Source organism: Streptomyces sp. SP17BM10 (genome assembly GCF_036322405.1).
Lineage (GTDB): Bacteria > Actinomycetota > Actinomycetes > Streptomycetales > Streptomycetaceae > Kitasatospora.
This window is the reverse complement of sequence record NZ_JAQYXB010000669.1, coordinates 299,714-316,734: the sequence shown is the minus strand read 5'-3', so window position 1 is coordinate 316,734 and position 17,021 is coordinate 299,714. Positions and strand designations below refer to the sequence as shown.

General features: G+C 71.8%; 12 protein-coding genes and 1 pseudogene. 10 read left to right on the top strand and 3 right to left on the bottom strand.

The genetic code is table 11. The annotated features are described in order from the left end of the window. Positions 1–74: 74 nt before the first annotated feature. Positions 75–2,711, top strand: coding sequence for a valine--tRNA ligase (locus PUR71_RS34520; protein WP_329931160.1), 2,637 nt, complete (start codon positions 75–77; stop codon positions 2,709–2,711). A 292-nt stretch (positions 2,712–3,003) separates the two neighbouring features. Beyond that, the gene (locus tag PUR71_RS34515; protein WP_329931159.1) at positions 3,004–3,531 is read left to right on the top strand and encodes a hypothetical protein; all 528 of its coding nucleotides are present in this window, start codon (positions 3,004–3,006) and stop codon (positions 3,529–3,531) included. A gap of 28 nt (positions 3,532–3,559) precedes the next feature. On the opposite strand, the pseudogene PUR71_RS34510 reads toward PUR71_RS34515, so the two are convergent. The 3 genes and pseudogenes from PUR71_RS34510 to PUR71_RS34500 form a co-directional block, all read right to left on the bottom strand. Beyond that, positions 3,560–5,098 (bottom strand): annotated as a pseudogene (locus PUR71_RS34510) (chitinase). A 175-nt stretch (positions 5,099–5,273) separates the two neighbouring features. Further along, entirely contained in the window at positions 5,274–6,425 is a 1,152-nt protein-coding gene (gene wecB / locus PUR71_RS34505) for a non-hydrolyzing UDP-N-acetylglucosamine 2-epimerase (RefSeq protein WP_329931158.1), read from the bottom strand. Between the two features lie 42 nt (positions 6,426–6,467). After that, positions 6,468–7,901, bottom strand: coding sequence for a glycosyltransferase family 2 protein (locus PUR71_RS34500; RefSeq protein ID WP_329931156.1), 1,434 nt, complete (start codon positions 7,899–7,901; stop codon positions 6,468–6,470). A 210-nt stretch (positions 7,902–8,111) separates the two neighbouring features. Here PUR71_RS34500 and folC point away from each other — a divergent pair, with 210 nt between their 5' ends. The 8 genes from folC (at position 8,112) to rodA (ending at position 16,936) form a co-directional block, all read left to right on the top strand. Continuing rightward, positions 8,112–9,503 (top strand): bifunctional tetrahydrofolate synthase/dihydrofolate synthase, encoded by a 1,392-nt coding sequence (folC, locus tag PUR71_RS34495; RefSeq protein WP_443077672.1) that lies wholly within the window; start codon positions 8,112–8,114, stop codon positions 9,501–9,503. 2 nt (positions 9,504–9,505) lie between these two features. Continuing rightward, complete coding sequence (locus PUR71_RS34490) at positions 9,506–9,856, top strand: DUF4233 domain-containing protein (RefSeq protein WP_329931155.1); 351 nt, start codon at positions 9,506–9,508, stop codon at positions 9,854–9,856. A gap of 88 nt (positions 9,857–9,944) precedes the next feature. Beyond that, the gene (gene ndk, locus PUR71_RS34485; protein WP_329931154.1) at positions 9,945–10,358 is read left to right on the top strand and encodes a nucleoside-diphosphate kinase; all 414 of its coding nucleotides are present in this window, start codon (positions 9,945–9,947) and stop codon (positions 10,356–10,358) included. Between the two features lie 320 nt (positions 10,359–10,678). Continuing rightward, complete coding sequence (locus PUR71_RS34480; RefSeq protein WP_329931217.1) at positions 10,679–11,704, top strand: rod shape-determining protein; 1,026 nt, start codon at positions 10,679–10,681, stop codon at positions 11,702–11,704. 97 nt (positions 11,705–11,801) lie between these two features. After that, the gene (gene mreC / locus PUR71_RS34475) at positions 11,802–12,764 is read left to right on the top strand and encodes a rod shape-determining protein MreC (protein WP_329931153.1); all 963 of its coding nucleotides are present in this window, start codon (positions 11,802–11,804) and stop codon (positions 12,762–12,764) included. Between the two features lie 3 nt (positions 12,765–12,767). Beyond that, entirely contained in the window at positions 12,768–13,409 is a 642-nt protein-coding gene (mreD, locus tag PUR71_RS34470; protein WP_329931152.1) for a rod shape-determining protein MreD, read from the top strand. Between the two features lie 57 nt (positions 13,410–13,466). Continuing rightward, positions 13,467–15,740 (top strand): penicillin-binding protein 2, encoded by a 2,274-nt coding sequence (gene mrdA / locus PUR71_RS34465; RefSeq protein WP_329931151.1) that lies wholly within the window; start codon positions 13,467–13,469, stop codon positions 15,738–15,740. Further along, entirely contained in the window at positions 15,737–16,936 is a 1,200-nt protein-coding gene (gene rodA / locus PUR71_RS34460; protein WP_329931150.1) for a rod shape-determining protein RodA, read from the top strand. Before mrdA ends, rodA begins: the two co-directional genes overlap by 4 nt. Positions 16,937–17,021: the final 85 nt, after the last annotated feature.

Sequence of the window (17,021 nt, the reverse complement as noted above, 5' to 3'; positions counted from 1 at the left end):
CCGGTCGGGCGCGCGGTGTCCGCGGACCGAAAGCGGTTCGTAACCCGAGCCCTCGGTTACGTAAACTGTGCGTCGTGACCGACACGACGAACCAGCGCCCCGTGAGCACCACCGGGGACGATGCGGCAACCCTCCCGACGACCTACACCCCCGCGGACGTAGAGGGCGAGCTGTACGAGCGCTGGGTAGAGCGTGGCTACTTCACCGCGGACGCCAAGAGCGACAAGCCCCCGTTCACCATCGTCATCCCCCCGCCGAACGTGACCGGCAGCCTGCACCTGGGCCACGCCTTCGAGCACACGCTGATCGACGCGCTGGTGCGCCGCAAGCGGATGCAGGGCTACGAGGCGCTCTGGCAGCCCGGCATGGACCACGCCGGCATCGCCACCCAGAACGTGGTCGAGCGCGAGCTCGCCAAGGAGGGCAAGTCCCGCCACGACCTGGGCCGCGAGGCCTTCGTCGAGCGCGTCTGGAAGTGGAAGGCGGAGTCCGGCGGCCAGATCTCCGGCCAGATGCGCCGCCTCGGCGACGGCGTGGACTGGTCGCGCGAGCGGTTCACCATGGACGAGGGCCTCTCCCAGGCCGTCCAGACCATCTTCAAGAAGCTCTTCGACGACGAGCTGATCTACCGCGCCGAGCGCATCATCAACTGGTGCCCGCGCTGCCTGACCGCCATCTCGGACATCGAGGTGGAGTACCAGGACGACGACGGCGAGCTGGTCTCGATCCGCTACGGCGAGGGCGAGAACGCGATCGTCGTCGCCACCACGCGCGCCGAGACGATGCTGGGCGACACCGCGGTCGCCGTCCACCCCGAGGACGAGCGCTACCGGCACCTGGTCGGCACCGAGATCGAGCTGCCGCTCACCGGCCGCCGCATCCCGATCGTCGCCGACGCCCACGTCGACCCGGAGTTCGGCACCGGCGCCGTCAAGGTGACGCCCGCGCACGACCCGAACGACTTCGAGATCGGCCAGCGCCACAACCTGCCGAACATCGCCGTGATGGACGAGCACGCCGTCATCACCGTGCACGGTCCCTTCCTCGGCCTGGACCGCCTGGAGGCCCGCTCGGCGATCGTCGCCGCGCTGCGCGCCGAAGGCCGGATCGTCGCCGAGAAGCGTCCGTACGTCCACTCGGTCGGCCACTGCTCGCGCTGCAAGACCACCATCGAGCCGCGGCTGTCCATGCAGTGGTGGGTCAAGGTCGGCCCGCTCGCGAAGGCCGCCGGCGACGCGGTCCGCGACGGCAGGGTCAAGATCCACCCGCAGGAGATGGAGAAGCGCTACTTCGACTGGGTCGACAACCTGCACGACTGGTGCATCTCGCGCCAGCTGTGGTGGGGTCACCGCATCCCGGTCTGGTACGGCCCGAACGGCGAGGTCGTCTGCGTCGGACCGGACGAGCAGCCGCCCGCCGGCGAGGGCTGGCACCAGGACACCGACGTCCTGGACACCTGGTTCTCCTCCGGCCTGTGGCCGTTCTCCACGCTCGGCTGGCCCGAGCAGACCGAGAGCCTCGCGAAGTTCTACCCGAACTCCGTCCTGGTCACCGGCTACGACATCCTCTTCTTCTGGGTCGCCCGGATGATGATGTTCGGCCTCTACGCGATGGACGGCACCCCGCCGTTCCACACCATCGCGCTGCACGGCATGGTCCGTGACCAGAACGGCAAGAAGATGTCGAAGTCCTTCGGCAACGTGGTCAACCCGCTGGACTGGATGGACAAGTACGGCTCCGACGCGCTGCGCTTCACGCTCGCGCGCGGTGCCAACCCCGGCGTCGACGTGCCGATCGGCGAGGACTGGGTCCAGGCGGCCCGCAACTTCGCCAACAAGATCTGGAACGCCACCCGCTTCGCGCTGATGAACGGCGCCACCGTCGAGGGCCCGCTGCCCGCGCCGCAGGAGCTGACCGCGAGCGACCGCTGGATCCTGTCGCGCCTGGGCAGCACCGTCGCCGAGGTGGACGGCCTGTACGAGGACTACCAGTTCTCCAAGCTCTCCGAGGCGCTGTACCACTTCGCCTGGGACGAGGTCTTCGACTGGTACGTCGAGCTCTCCAAGACCACCCTGGCCAAGGGCGGCCCGCAGGCCGACGCCGCGCGCCGGGTGCTCGGCGAGGTCCTGGACGTCACGCTGCGCCTGCTGCACCCGATCGTGCCGTTCGTCACCGAGACGCTGTGGACCACGCTCACCGGCGCCGAGTCGGTCGTCATCGCCGACTGGCCGACGGACAGCGGCTTCCGCGACGCCGCGGCCGAGGCGGAGATCGCCACGCTGCAGCAGGTCGTCACCGAGGTCCGCCGCTTCCGCACCGACCAGGGCCTCAAGCCGGGCCAGCGCGTCCCGGCCGCCCTGGAGCTGGACGGCACCGCGCTGGCCGCCCACGAGGACGCGATCCGCTCGCTGCTGCGGCTGACCGCCCCCGAGGAGGGCTTCGCGGCCACCGCCTCGCTCCCGGTGGCCGGCGCCACCGTGTCGCTGGACCTCTCCGGCACCATCGACGTCGCGGCCGAGCGCAAGCGCCTCGCCAAGGACCTCGCGGCGGCCGAGAAGGAGAAGGCCCAGACCACCGGCAAGCTCGGCAACGAGGCGTTCCTCGCCAAGGCGCCGGACGAGGTCGTCGCCAAGATCCGGACCCGCCTGGAGGCCGCCGAGGCCGACATCGCCCGGATCACCGCCCAGCTCGCGGCGCTGCCGCAGGGCTGAGCCCGGCTTCGGTCCCCGAAGGGCCGCATTCCGCCTCGCGCGGGATGCGGCCCTTCGGGCTGTCGCGCCGACTTTCGCTACGCCCAATAGCCCAGTGCCATTGCTCCCTTCCGGCGAATATTCATCCCGGACCGGGTGAGGTCCTATTCCGCTCGAATTCATTCCGGTCTTGCCCGCGCGGGATTGCGGAAATTTGCAGGTCGGATGTGTACGGTGTGCTCTGAGTTTCGCGGAGGGTCCGTGTCGAACGTTCTGCGGGAGCGCGGCGGGCCGGTGGACGGGAGGGCATGGCGTGGTGGTGACCGAAGAGTTGGTCGACGAACTTCCTGCCGAGGCGGTCGAGGAGGCCAAGGCCAGGGCGGCGACCCTGCTGCTCGCGTTCCGGCACGGCAACCAGCTCGCCTTCGACCACGAGCTCGACGTGCTGTTCGCCGAGCACGCCGAGCGCGAGGTGACGACCCTGCTCGCCTGGATCGCCGCGGAGGCGGTCCGCAAGGCCTACGCCCCCGCGGTCGGCGACAAGGTGCTGCGCGCGATGGCCCGTCGCGCCCCGGCCGACGCCGGCGCCGTCTGCGTGGACGAGGAGACCGCCGACGCCGCCCGGCTGATCGAGGCCGTGGCCGTCGGGGACGTGGCCGAGGTCCGCGGCCTGGTCGCCGCGAACGCCGACACCACCTTCCTGCTCGGCGGCCTGCTGCAGGGTGTCGCGATGATGCTGCCGTTCCTGCCCGAGGGCGAACTCGGCGAGATCACCGCCGAGTTGCGCCGCCGGCACGGTGGCGGCGCGGCGCACGTGCCGGAGGCCCGCGCCGGGGTCTGAGTCCCGGCGCGCGGGCCTCCGGGCGGGATCACGGCATGGCGTGCAGGTGCGCGCCGATGGTGTTCGCCACCGGATTGCCCGCCGAGGCGTCCCAGTTGGTCGACCAGGTCATCGCCCCGCCGATCCCCGGCCAGGTGGTGGCAGGCCGGTAGCTGCCGCAGTCGGTCCCGGCGGCGAGGCAGTCGAGCGCGCTGTCGACCACGCCCGCGCTCACGTACCCGCCGCCCGCGGCGCTGGTGGAGGCCGGCACGCCGAGCCCGACCTGGTCGGGCCGCAGCCCGCCCTGGAGCTGGATGCAGGCGAGCGCGGTCAGGAAGTTCTCGGTGCCCTGCGAGTACACGTTGCCGTCGCAGCCGTTCATCGCGCCGGAGTTGTAGTACTGCATGTTGACGATGGTGAGGACGTCCTTCACGTTCAGCGCCAGCCTGAAGTACTCCGTGCCGGTCGACTGCATGTCGATGGTCTGCGGCGCCATGGTGAGGACGAACCCGCTGCCGGCCTTCGCGGCGACCGCGTGCAGCGCCTGGCCGAGGTAGGTCGCGTTGACGCCGTTCTCCAGGTCGATGTCGATCCCGTCGAAGCCGTAGGCCCGCATCAGCGACCACGCGGAGTTCGCGAAGTTCGCCGCCGACGCGGGGTCGGCCACCGACACCGTGCCGTTCTGCCCGCCGACCGAGAGCACGACCCGCTTGCCGGCCGCGCGCTTGGCCGCGATGTCGGCCTTGAACTGGGCGTCGGTGTAGCCGCCGAGGCGGGAGGACAGGGCCGGGTCGAGGGTGAAGCCCAGCGCGCCCGGCGTGCTGGTGGCGTCGGCGAAGGCGACCGCGATGATGTCGTACGCGGCCGGGACGTCGCTGATGCGCTGGACGGTGGCGCCGTTGTCGAAGTTCTGCCAGTAGCCGGTGAGCACGTGCTCGGGCAGGCCCGGCGGCTTGGTCGGAGTGCCGGTCGCCGTGCCCGTCGCGGTTGCGGTCGCCGTCGCGGTCGCCGTGGGGCTCGGGCTCGGGGACGTGGTGACCGTCGGGCTCTGCGACGGCTGCGGGCCGCCGGGGCCCACCAGCGAGACGTCGTCGGCCAGGAACGCCGCCTGCCCGTACCAGCCGTGCAGGTAGACGGTGACGCTCGTGGTGCTCGGGCCGGTGGTGAAGCCGGTGCTCAGCCGCGCCCAGCCCGCCGACGTCGTCCAGGTGCTGGGGTCGGTGCCGCCGGTGCCGCGGGCACCGAGGTAGACGTACGAGCCCTGCACCTAGGAGCTCAGCGTGTACGTCGACGACGGCTTCACGGCGACGGTCTGCGTGCACTCGCCGGTGTCGCCCGCGCCCGGGGTGGACTGCAGCGCGTACGAGCCGGAGTGGGCGGTCGTGCTCCGGACGGTGCCGTTGGTGCAGGACCAGCCGCCGAGGCCGCCGGTCTCGAAGCCGCCGTTGGTGATCAGGTCGACGTCCGCGGCGCGGGCGCCGGTGCCGGTGGCGAGGACGAGTCCGCTCAGGCCCAGCGCGATCGCGCCGGCTCCGGCGAGCAGGGTGCGGACGGCGCGCGGGCGCCGCCGGTGTCGGGCAGGTGGCATGACTCCATCTCCTGTGGGGGAGGCCCGGCGGCGCGCTGTGGGGGCGGCGCCGTCCGGGGTGTCGATGGTGCGCGTGCGGGAGCTACCGACAACTCAAGTCCCCTTCGGGAACGGAGACTTGCTTCACAAGGTGGACTAGACCAATCCGGCTGTCAAGCCCGCCCGGCGATCAGGGCTACGCGGCGAGCAGGCCGGCGCCGGCCCCGGGCCGGGCGGACTCGGCGATCCGGGCGGTGAGTTCGGCGATGCGCGCCGACGCCAGGCCGTCGCCGTACGGGCTCGAGGTGGCCGCGAGCCGGGCCAGCCGCTCGGGGCTGTCGGACAGCCACGCGCGGGCCAGCTCGCCCAGCTCCTCGCCGGGCTGCACCAGCGCGGCGAAGCCCGCGTCCACGGCCTCCGGGCGCTCGGTGGAGCGGCGCACCACCAGCAGCGGGCGGCCGAGCACGGTGCACTCCTCCTGCACGCCGCCGGAGTCGGAGACCAGCAGTGCGGCGTGGCCCGCGAGGCCGAGGAAGTCGGCGTACCCGACCGGCCCGGTGACGGCGACGCGCTCCAGCAGCCCGTCCAGCCCGAAGCGTTCGACGGCGGCCCGGGTGCGCGGGTGCATCGGGAACAGCACCGGCGTGCCGGCCCGCGCGATGCGGTCCAGCTCGGCGAGGACGGCACCGAGCGCTTCGGCGGTGTCGGTGTTCTCCGGGCGGTGCACGGTCGCGAGGACGTAGCCGTCGGGGCGCAGCCGGTGGGCGGTGAGCAGGGCGGCGCGCGCCTGCTCGTCGGGCAGCTGGCGGCGGACGACCTCGACGACGGTGTTGCCGGTGAGCGCGATCCGCCGCTCGTCGAGCGACTCGGCGCGCAGGTTGGCGACGTTGTCCGGGGTGGCGGCGCAGAGCAGGTCGGCGACGTGGTCGACCATCACCCGGTTGTGCTCCTCGGGCATCGCCCGGTCGAAGCTGCGCAGCCCGGCCTCGACGTGGACCAGCGGGATCTCCCGGGCGTTGGCGGCCAGCGCGCCGGCGAGGGTGGCGTTGGTGTCGCCCTGGACGACGACGGCCACCGGGCGGTCCTCGGCGAAGGCGGCGTCGAGCTGGCCGAGGGACTGGGCGATCTGCCCGGCCCGCGGCCGGCCGCCGACGCCGGTGAGCAGCTCGGGCCGGGGTAGGTCCAGGTCGCGCAGGAAGCGGCCGGACATGGCCTCGTCCCAGTGCTGGCCGGTGTGCACCAGGCGGGTGGCGGCGCCGAGTTCGTGGATGAGGGGGGCGAGCTTGACGAGCTCGGGGCGGGTGCCGAGGACGACGGCGACGCTGGAGGGGGGCAGGCAGGTGCTCATGGGGGAGGCTCCGGGACTCACGGGGGAGAGGGGCGGCGGGGCTCAGGATTCGACGGCGGTGGGGGCGCCGACGGCGACCTTCTCGGCGTTGCGCCGGGTCTTGGCCCAGCCGTTGCGGCCGAGCAGCATCCGCACGGCCGCCCGGGTGGCGACGACGAACAGGTGGTAGGCGTAGATCCACACCAGGACGCCCCAGAGCAGCCCGGTCAGCCGGCGGCGGTCGGGGTGGACGAGGGTGCGGTAGGTGAAGCCCCAGAACACCATCGGCAGCGTGGCGACGACGAAGGCGACGGCCATGTAGGGGCCGAACCGCAGCTGGAAGTCGGCGGTCTCGGCGGGGAAGAGCACCAGCCCGGCGGCGGTGATCGCGATCGACAGCGGCGTGAGCAGCACCAGCAGCACGCAGGCCACCGGCTGCAGGAAGGTGTACATGACCTCGGCCTTGCCGGACCACGTGTAGTGCGGGGAGCGCAGCACCCGGCCGGTGTAGCGCAGGCACTGCATGTTGCCCTGGGCCCAGCGGGTGCGCTGGGTGAGGAAGCGGCGCGGCGAGACGAGGGCCTCCTGGGAGACCCGGGCCTCGGTGACGTGGGTCAGGCGCCAGCCTGCCAGGCGCAGGTCGAGGCCGGACTCGTAGTCCTCGAGCAGGGCGCGCTCGGACCAGGGACGGCCGGCCCGGCCCTCCTCGGCGGTGAGGGAGTCGAGGGCGGTGAGGCGCACGAACTGGCCGTTGCCGCCGAGGCCGACGCTGCCGGTGCGTCGGCGCAGCAGCTGCATGCCGGCGTTGTTGGCCTGGAACTCGACGTCCTGCATGCGCACGAGGGCGCGGGCGAACGCGTTGGCGGCGCGGCCGCGGCCGGGCAGCGGGAGCTCGTCGTCGGCGTTGCGCATCCGCACGCCGATCTGGACGGCGCCGGTGTCGGGGCGGCCGAGCGCCTTGTCGCCGCACACCTGCGCGAGGGTGCCGGCGCCGAGCCGACCGTCGGCGTCGACGACTCCGATCACCACGCGGGAGCGGTCGGCGTCCGCGGGCAGCCACGCGGAGATCTCGCGGTACGCGGCGTTGAGGGCGGCGCCCTTGCCGATCCGTGCGTGCGGGCGGCGGCGCTGGACGAGGTGGACGCGGTCGTCGTGGGCTGCGGCGGCGAGGACGAGTTCGCGGGTGGCGTCCTCGCTGTCGTCGTCGATGACCCACAGGTGGGCCTCGGGCGCGCAGGCGCGCAGTCCGGCGAGGGTCTGGGCGACCACGGCCTCCTCGTCGCGGCAGGGGATGACCAGGTGCCACCGGAAGGCGGTGGGGTCGCCGGGCTCCGCGGGGCGGTTGCGCCTGAAGGCGTGGCGGGAGCCGGCCCAGTAGACCAGGAAGCGGCCGAACACCAGGACCATGTAGGCGACGAGCAGCAGTGAGATCAGTCCGGCGAACCGGACGATCGTGTCCTGTCGGAGGACCATCCAGTCGTGCAGGACGTCAGGCACAGCGTGCTACTCCTCATGATCAAAGGTGATTGAGCTCCTTGAGGGTGCGAATCGATGCTCCATTGCGGTTCAAACTCGCTAAATCAATAGTAAAGGGCGAAAACTGGTCGAGGCCAGGCCAAGATCGGGCAAAGTGGTCGTTCTCACCCCGGCCACGCCCCCGGCCTCACCCTGTGAGGACGGGCCGCCGACCCTCCGTAGACTGTGGTCGTGAGCGACAAGGCCGACCCGAACCCGTACACCCTCCGCCCCGCCGACGGCGGCACCGGCGACGCCCTGCGCGACGTCGAGGTCGAACTGTCCAAGCGCTGGCCGGAGAACAAGCTGGAGCCCTCGCTCGACCGGATCGAGGCGCTGATGGACATCCTGGGCCAGCCCCAGCGGTCCTTCCCCTCCATCCACATCACCGGCACCAACGGCAAGACCTCCACCGCCCGGATGATCGAGCAGCTGCTCAACACCTTCGAGCTGCGCACCGGCCGCTACACCAGCCCGCACGTGGAGAGCGTCACCGAGCGCATCAGCCTGGACGGCGCCCCGATCACCCCCGAGCGCTTCGTCGAGGTCTACCGCGACATCGCGCCCTACGTGGAGATGGTCGACGCGCAGCAGCCGGTGCCGATGTCCTTCTTCGAGGTGCTGACCGGCATGGCCTACGCGGCCTTCGCCGACGCCCCGGTGGACGTCGCCGTCGTCGAGGTCGGCATGGGCGGCTCCTGGGACGCCACCAACGTCATCGACGCCGCCGTCTCGGTGATCACCCCGATCGGGCTGGACCACACCGACAAGCTCGGCGGGACCACCGGCGAGATCGCGGTCGAGAAGTCCGGGATCATCAAGTCCGGCGCCGTCACCGTGGTCGCCCAGCAGCAGCTGGACGCCGCCCAGGTCATCCTGCGCCGGGCCGTCGAGGTGGACGCCACGGTCGCCCGCGAGGGCATGGAGTTCGGCGTGATCCGCCGTGAACTCGCCGTCGGCGGCCAGCTGGTGACGCTGCGCGGGCTCGGCGGCGAGGAGTACGAGGACGTCTTCATCCCGCTGCACGGCGAGTACCAGGCGCACAACGCGGCGCTGGCGCTGGCCGCGGTCGAGGCATTCTTCGGCGTCGGCGGCGCCCGCGGCGGGCAGCTCGACACGGACAAGGTCCGCCAGGCCTTCTCCGGCGTCTCCTCGCCGGGCCGCCTGGAGATCGTCCGCCGCAGCCCCACGATCATCCTGGACGCCGCGCACAACCCGCACGGCGCCCGCGCGACCGTCGCCGCGATCACCGAGTCCTTCGGCTTCACCCGCCTGGTGGGCGTGATCGGCACCTCCGGCGACAAGGACGTGGCCGGCGTGCTGGAGGCCTTCGAGCCGATCCTCGCCGAGGTCGTCATCACCCAGAACTCCACCCACCGCGCGATGGACGTCGACGCGCTCGCGGCGCTCGCCGTCGAGGTGTTCGGCGAGGACCGCGTCCAGGTGGAGCCCCGCCTCGACGACGCGATCGCCGCCGCCGTCACGCTCGCCGAGGAGGAGGGCGACCTCGGCGGCGCCGGGGTCCTGGTCACCGGTTCGGTCATCACGGTGGGCGAGGCCCGCCTGCTGCTCGGGAGGAAGTGAAGATGAGGACGCTCTGCTCCTCGACGCTGATCGGCGAGGCGTTGCTGGCGATGTTCGCCGGGCTGGTCGCGATGCGGCTCTCCAGCGTGTCGACCGCCACGGTGTGGATCGTCACCGGGATCGCGATGGCGCTGTGCATCGCGCTCTGCGGCATGATCAACCGGCCCGGCGCCGTGCAGATCGGCTGGGCGCTGCAGATCGGCCTGATCGCCAGCGGCCTCATCCTGCCGACGATGTTCGGCCTCGGCGTGGTCTTCGCCGCCCTGTGGTGGTGCTCGGTGCACTACGGCCGCAAGGTGGACGAGTTCAAGGCCGCCCGCGCCGCCGCCGTCGCGGCCGCCGCGGAGGCCTAGACCGGCGAACCCTGCGGGTCGTTCACGCAAGGTAACCTCTGGCCGTACCGCATACCGTATGCCGAACCGATTCCCCAGGAGACGCACCGTGTCCCAGCGCACTCTCGTCCTGCTCAAGCCCGACGCCGTCCGCCGCGGCCTGGCGGGCGAGATCATCAGCCGCATCGAGCGCAAGGCCGGCTGGCAGCTCGCGGCCGTCGAGCTGCGCACCTTCGACCGGGCGACGCTGGAGCAGCACTACGCGGAGCACGTCGGCCGCCCGTTCTACGAGCCGCTGCTGGAGTTCATGACCTCCGGTCCGTCGATCGCCCTGATCGTCGAGGGCGAGGACGTCGTCCCGGGCATCCGCATGCTGGCGGGCGCCACCAACCCCCTGGAGGCCGGCGCCGGCACCATCCGCGGCGACTACGCGACGATCACCCGCGAGAACCTGATCCACGCCTCCGACTCGCCCGAGTCCGCGGAGCGCGAGATCAAGATCTTCTTCCCGGCGCACGCCTGAGCCGGCCCGGGCGCGCGCCCGGAGGACCTAGGGACTGCCCCGGTCGGGACCATTGACCCGGCCGGGGCATTCTTATCGTGAAATAGGGAACTGGGGTTCCCGACACGGCGTCCCAATCCTCGGAGAAGCGATCACGCTCCGGACAATGGACGGTATGCCCCACGTCGACGTCCGTACCGCGAGGCGTGACTACGATGGACGCGACTCAAGGGCCCGGTAAGGCAGCTCAGCTGGTCTCCGCCCAAGCGTGGGCGCACGCAGTCGTCCACCTCTCATGAACTCCGAGCCCGGGAAGGCACCTACACCCCATGGCGAGCAACCTGTCGTTCATCGGCCGCGACTTGGCGATCGACCTCGGAACTGCCAACACGCTGGTGTACGTCAGGGGCAAGGGGATCGTGCTCAACGAGCCGTCCGTCGTCGCGGTGAACACCAACACCGGCGGCATCCTGGCGGTCGGCGCCGAGGCCAAGAAGATGATCGGCCGCACCCCGGGCAACATCGTCGCCATCCGCCCGCTCAAGGACGGCGTGATCGCCGACTTCGAGATCACCGAGCGGATGCTGCGCTACTTCATCCTCAAGATCCACCGCCGCCGCTACCTCGCCCGCCCCCGCGTCGTCGTCTGCGTGCCCTCCGGCATCACCGGCGTCGAGCGCCGCGCCGTCATCGAGGCCTCCTCCCAGGCCGGCGCGCGACAGGTGCACATCATCGAGGAGCCCATGGCCGCCGCCATCGGCGCCGGACTGCCCGTCCACGAGGCCACCGGCAACATGGTCGTCGACATCGGCGGCGGCACCACCGAGGTCGCCGTCATCTCCCTCGGCGGCATCGTCACCGCCCAGTCCATCCGGGTCGCCGGCGACGAGCTCGACAACGCGATCGTCCAGCACATCAAGAAGGAGTACTCGCTGCTCCTCGGCGAGCGCAGCGCCGAACAGATCAAGATGAGCATCGGCAGCGCCTACGGCCTGGAGGGCGAGAAGGACGAGCACGCCGAGATCCGCGGCCGCGACCTCGTCAGCGGCCTGCCCAAGACCGTCGTCATCTCCGCCGCCGAGGTCCGCGAGGCCATCGACGAGCCGGTCAACTCGATCATCGACGCGGTCAAGACCACGCTCGACCAGTGCCCGCCCGAGCTCGCCGGCGACGTCATGGACCGCGGCATCGTGCTCACCGGCGGCGGCGCCCTGCTGCGCGGCCTCGACGAGCGGCTGCGCCGAGAGACCGGCATGCCGATTCACATCGCGGAGAACCCGCTCGACTCGGTCGCGCTCGGCTCCGGCAAGTGCGTCGAGGAGTTCGAGGCGCTGCAGCAGGTACTCGACGCGCAGCCGCGCCGTTAGACCGACGACACATCCGACACTCAACTGAACGGGCCGCCGCCGCCCGGGCCCCACAGCCCCGGCGGCCGGCCAGGTACGAAGGGGCAGTACCAGCACCGTGAGGGACACACGAGAGAGCCGGCTGCTGCTCATCCTGCTGGTGGCGGTCGCCTTCGCGCTCATCACCGTCGACATCAAGGGCGGTGAGAGCTCCCCGCTCGGCGGCGCCAGGCGCGCCGCCGCAGGCGTCCTCGGCCCGGTCGAGCGCGGCGCGTCCACCCTCGTCGACCCGGTCGCCAACACCGTCCGGGCCTTCCGCGACGCCGCCACCGACAGCGGACGCACCGACCAGCTCGCCCGCGAGAACACCGAACTGCGACAGAAACTCGCCTCCTCCGACATGGCCGCCGGGCGCACCAAGCAGCTCGACGACCTGCTGCGCACCGCCGGCGCCGGCGGATACACCGTCAAGGCCGCCCAGGTCATCGCCATCGGCCCGGCCCAGGGCTTCTCCTGGACCATCACGATCGACGCCGGCAGCGACGACGGCCTCACCCGCGACATGACCGTCATCAACGGCCAGGGCCTGGTCGGCCGGATCACCACCGTCGCGCCCACCACCGCGACCGTCCTGCTCGCCTCCGACCCCGGCTTCACCGCCGGCGCCCGCCTGGAGGGCAGCGGGGAGATCGGCTTCGCCTCCGGCGGCGGCGACAGCCCGATGAAGGTCTCCCTGCTCAACGGGAAGGCGCAGGTCAAGGCCGGGGACCGGCTGGTCACCTTCGGCTCGCAGAGCGGCCGCCCGTTCGTGCCCGGCGTGCCGGTCGGCAAGGTCGTCGAGGTCCAGGCCAACGCCGGCCAGCTGACCAAGACCATCCTGGTCGAGCCGTTCGTCCAGTTCACCCGGCTGGACCTGGTCGGCGTCGTCGTCGTGCCGCCGCGCACCGACCCGCGCGACGGCGTGCTGCCGCCCGCGCCGGCGCCCGGCCAGAGCCAGGCCCCGGCCGCCCCCGCCGCACCGGCGGCGCCCGCCACCACGGCTTCCGCCGCACAGCCCGCCAAGCCCACCGGGGGGAACTGAGCCATGCGCCTCGCCCGCATCCCCGTCTCCGCCGTCCTGACCCTGTTCGGCCTGATCCTCCAGGTCAGCGTCTTCGGACGGCTCCAGCTCCCGGGGGCCACCCCGGACATACTGCTGCTCGTCGTCGTCGGCCTCGCCATGGTCTACGGGCCCACCGGCGGCTGCGTCGTCGGCTTCTGCGCCGGATTGCTCGCCGACCTCGCGCCGCCCTCCGACCACGCGATCGGCCGCTACGCGCTCGTGCTCTGCCTGATGGGCTACGCCGCCGGACTGCTGCGCCCGGAGCACGGCCGCCAGCGCTCCGTCTCCAGCGCCCTGCTGGTCGTCGCGGCCGCGGCCGTCGCCTCCACCCTGCTGTACGCGATGGTCGGCGCCCTCGTCGGTGACACCGCGGCCCGGCACGTCGGCCTCGGCGGCCTGGTGATCAGCGCCCTCCTGTACGACCTGCTGCTGGCACCGTTCGTCGTGCCGCTGGTGATGCTGCTCGGCCGCCGCTTCGGCCGCGACCCGGTGACCGCCGCCAGCGACGACGACGAGGGCGGCCCCGGCCTGGGCACGCTGGCCCGCTACCGCACCACCCGTGAGGTCTCGGCGGGCCCCGGCTACCGGAAGCGGCGCGTGCCCGGCTTCGCCCGGCGCCCGTAACCCCGCCCCAGCGGCCCCCGACCTCCCGACCCTCCCGCACCCTGGAGCGCACGAGACGTGAGCAACATCCCCGAGACCGGCCGAACCCGGCGGGTGACGATCCGTCTGGTGGTGCTGCAGATCCTGGTGCTGTCACTGCTCGCCACCCTCGGCGGGCGGCTGTGGTACCTCCAGATCCGCAACGCCAGCGTCTACACCGCCAAGGCGACCGGCAACCACATCCGCGAAGTGGTCGAGCCCGCCGTGCGCGGCGAGATCCTGGACGCCTCCGGGCGGATCCTGGCCGGCAACGAGACCCGCCTGGTGGTCTCCGTCAGCCGCACCTCGCTGCTCCAGCAGAAGGACGGCGGCAAGGCGGTGCTCGCCCGGCTCGCCGACGTGCTCGGCATGCCGGCCAAGGACGTGCAGGAGAAGGTCCGGCTCTGCGACGCCAAGACGCCGCAGCCCTGCTGGAACGGCTCGCCCTACCAGCCGATCCCGGTCACCAAGGAGGCGACCACCCAGCAGGCGATGCAGATAATGGAGCGCCGCGAGGACTTCCCCGGGATCACCGCGCAGCCCACCGCCGTCCGCCGCTACACCGGCGCCGAGGGCGCCAACATGGCCCAGGTGCTCGGCTACCTCTCGCCCGTCACCGACGACGAGGTCAGCAAGACCGCCGACAAGACCGGCCTGGACCGCTACCTGCCGGCCGACCAGATCGGCCGGGCCGGCCTGGAGTCGGTCTACGACCGCGACCTGCGCGGCACCGCCGGCATCACCAAGCTGGAGGTGGACAACCTCGGCCGGGTGATCGGCACCGCCGGCACGGTGGCCCCGCAGACCGGCAACAACCTGGTCACCAGCATCGACGCCCGGGTGCAGAAGGTCGTCGAGGCCAACCTGGCGCAGGCCATGAACGACGCCAGGAACACCTTCGACAAGGTCACCAACCGCAACTACGAGGCCGACTCCGGCGCCGCCGTCGTGATGGACGTGCACACCGGCCGGATCGTCGCCATGGCCAGCGCCCCGACCTACGACCCCAACCTCTGGGTGGGCGGCATCACCGGCAAGGACTACCAGTCGCTGACCAGCAAGGACTCCAACTTCCCGCTGCTGAACCGGGCCATACAGGGTCAGTCCGCCCCCGGCTCGACCTTCAAGGTCGTCTCCACCACCGCCGCCGTGCAGGCCGGCTACTCCCTCGACGGCCGGTACGACTGCCCGAAGTCCATGACCATCGGCGGCCGCGAGTTCAAGAACTTCGAGAGCGAGAACTTCGGCGCGATCTCCCTTGAGAAGGCGCTGGAGGTCTCCTGCGACACCGTCTTCTACGGCCTGGCCTACGACCAGTGGATGAAGGACGGCGGCATCAAGCCGAAGAAGGACCCGGGCGACTGGTTCTTCAAGACCGCCCACGAGTTCGGCCTCGGCGCCAAGACCGGCATCGACCTGCCGGCCGAGGTCCCCGGCCGGGTGCCGGACCGGCAGTGGAAGCAGTCCTTCTACGACAACAACAAGGACGCCTGGTGCGCGCAGGCGCAGAAGGGCGGCAACAGCTTCTCCGACCAGATCGCGCGGGAGAACTGCGTCGACGGCTACCAGATGCGCGCCGGTGACGCCGTCAACTTCGCGATCGGCCAGGGCGACACCCTCGTCACCCCGGTCCAGATGGCCCGGATCTACTCGGCGCTGGCCAACGGCGGCACCTTCTACCGGCCGACCGTCGCCAAGGCGGTGATAAGCCCGGGCGGGGACCTCGTCCGCGAGATCGCCCCGCACGAGGACGCCAAGTTCCCCGGCGACCAGAAGCTCCTCGGCTACATCGACCAGGCCACCGCGGGCGTCATCACCAGCGGCACCGCCGCCTGGAAGTTCGCCGGGGCCGGCTGGCCGCAGGGCAAGATCGAGCTGCACGCCAAGACCGGCACCGCCGAGGTCGAGGGCAAGCAGACCACCTCGTGGCTCACCACGTACAGCAAGGACTACGCGGTCGTCATGACCATCAGCCAGGGCGGCACCGGCTCCGGCGGGTCCGGTGACGCGATCCGCCGGATCTACCAGGCGCTGTACGGCGTGGACGACAAGGGCAACGTCGACAACGGCAAGGCCCTGCTGCCGGCGCCGCAGGCCGAGCTGCCGAAGTTCAACCCGGACGGCACCGCGATCATCAAGCCGGCCGCGTACACCGTCGAGGACCCCTCCGGCCTCGCCGACCCGGGCGTGACCGGGGGCTCCCCGCGGGTCTTCCTCGACCCGGCACCGCCGGCCGGCCCGGCGACGACCCTGCTCACCGCGGCCGACGCCGCGCTCGAACCGCAGCGCGGCGCGGGAAGGGGACGGGCATGACCTCGTACGGCTCCTACCGGCAGCTGCGGCTCTCGCCGCAGCGCACCGGGGTGTCCAAGGCCCTCGCCAAGGACTCGCCGCTGTGGCGGCTCGACTGGATACTGCTGCTGGCCGCGCTGACCCTCTCGCTGGGCAGCTCGCTGCTGGTGTGGTCGGCCACCCGCGGGCGGGACTCGCTGACCCACGGGGACCCGCAGTACTTCCTCTACCGGCACCTCACCAACGTCGTCGTCGGGCTCGTGCTGTGCGCCGTCGTGATAGCGATAGGGAGTCGGCGCTTCCGCACGCTCGTGCCCTTCGTCTACGTCGCCGTCATCCTGCTGCTGATGGCCACGCTGAGCCCGATCGGCTCGACCATTAACGGCGCGCACTCGTGGATCCAGCTCGGCGGCGGCTTCTCCGTCCAGCCGGCCGAGTTCGCGAAGCTCGGGATCGTGCTGGCGATGGCGGTCGTGCTGTCGGACCAGGTGGACGCGGGGGAGCGGGCGTTCCCCTCGCACCGGGCGGTCTTCCGGGGCCTGGTCTGGGCCTGCCTGCCGATGGGCCTCGTGCTGCTGATGCCGGACGCCGGGTCGGTCATGGTGATGTCCGCGATCGTGCTGGGCATCCTGCTCGGCTCGGGCGCGGCCAACCGCTGGGTCATCGGGCTGCTGGTCCTGGGCACCGCGGGGTCCCTCGCGGTCTGGAAGTTCGGGCTGCTCAGCAAGTACCAGATCGACCGCTTCGCCGCCTTCGCCAACCCGCAGCTCGACCCCTCCGGCGTCGGCTACAACACCGCGCAGGCCCGGATCGCGATCGGCTCGGGCGGGCTCACCGGGAAGGGGCTGTTCCACGGGACGCAGACCATAGGGCAGTTCGTGCCGGAGCAGCAGACCGACTTCGTGTTCACGGTGGCCGGCGAGGAACTGGGCTTCGTCGGGGCGCTGGCGATAATCCTGCTGGTCGGCGTGGTGCTGTGGCGGGCCTGCCGGATCGCGCGGCAGGCGACCGACCTGTACGGGACGATCGTCGCGGCGGGCGTCATCGCGTGGCTGTCGTTCCAGGCGTTCGAGAACATCGGGATGTGCCTGGGCATCATGCCGGTGGCGGGCATCCCGCTGCCGTTCGTGTCGTACGGCGGTTCGTCGATGTTCGCGGTGTGGATGGCGATCGGGCTGCTCCAGGCGGTGCGCAGCCAGCGGCCGATAGCGGCGTGAGAACGGGGCCCGCGAGTCGAGGGCCGGACCGGGAGCGATTCCCGGCCGGCCCTCGACTCCTTTGCGGGGCCCGGTGGTTGAGGGC

Bases quoted from the DNA above. Each gene is read 5' to 3' on its own strand.
- wecB (WP_329931158.1), bottom strand. From the start codon at position 6,425: ATGAGCACCTGCCTGCCCCCCTCCAGCGTCGCCGTCGTCCTCGGCACC.
- PUR71_RS34490 (WP_329931155.1), top strand. From the start codon at position 9,506: ATGAGGACGCTCTGCTCCTCGACGCTGATCGGCGAGGCGTTGCTGGCG.
- rodA (WP_329931150.1), top strand. From the start codon at position 15,737: ATGACCTCGTACGGCTCCTACCGGCAGCTGCGGCTCTCGCCGCAGCGC.
- mreD (WP_329931152.1), top strand. From the start codon at position 12,768: ATGCGCCTCGCCCGCATCCCCGTCTCCGCCGTCCTGACCCTGTTCGGC.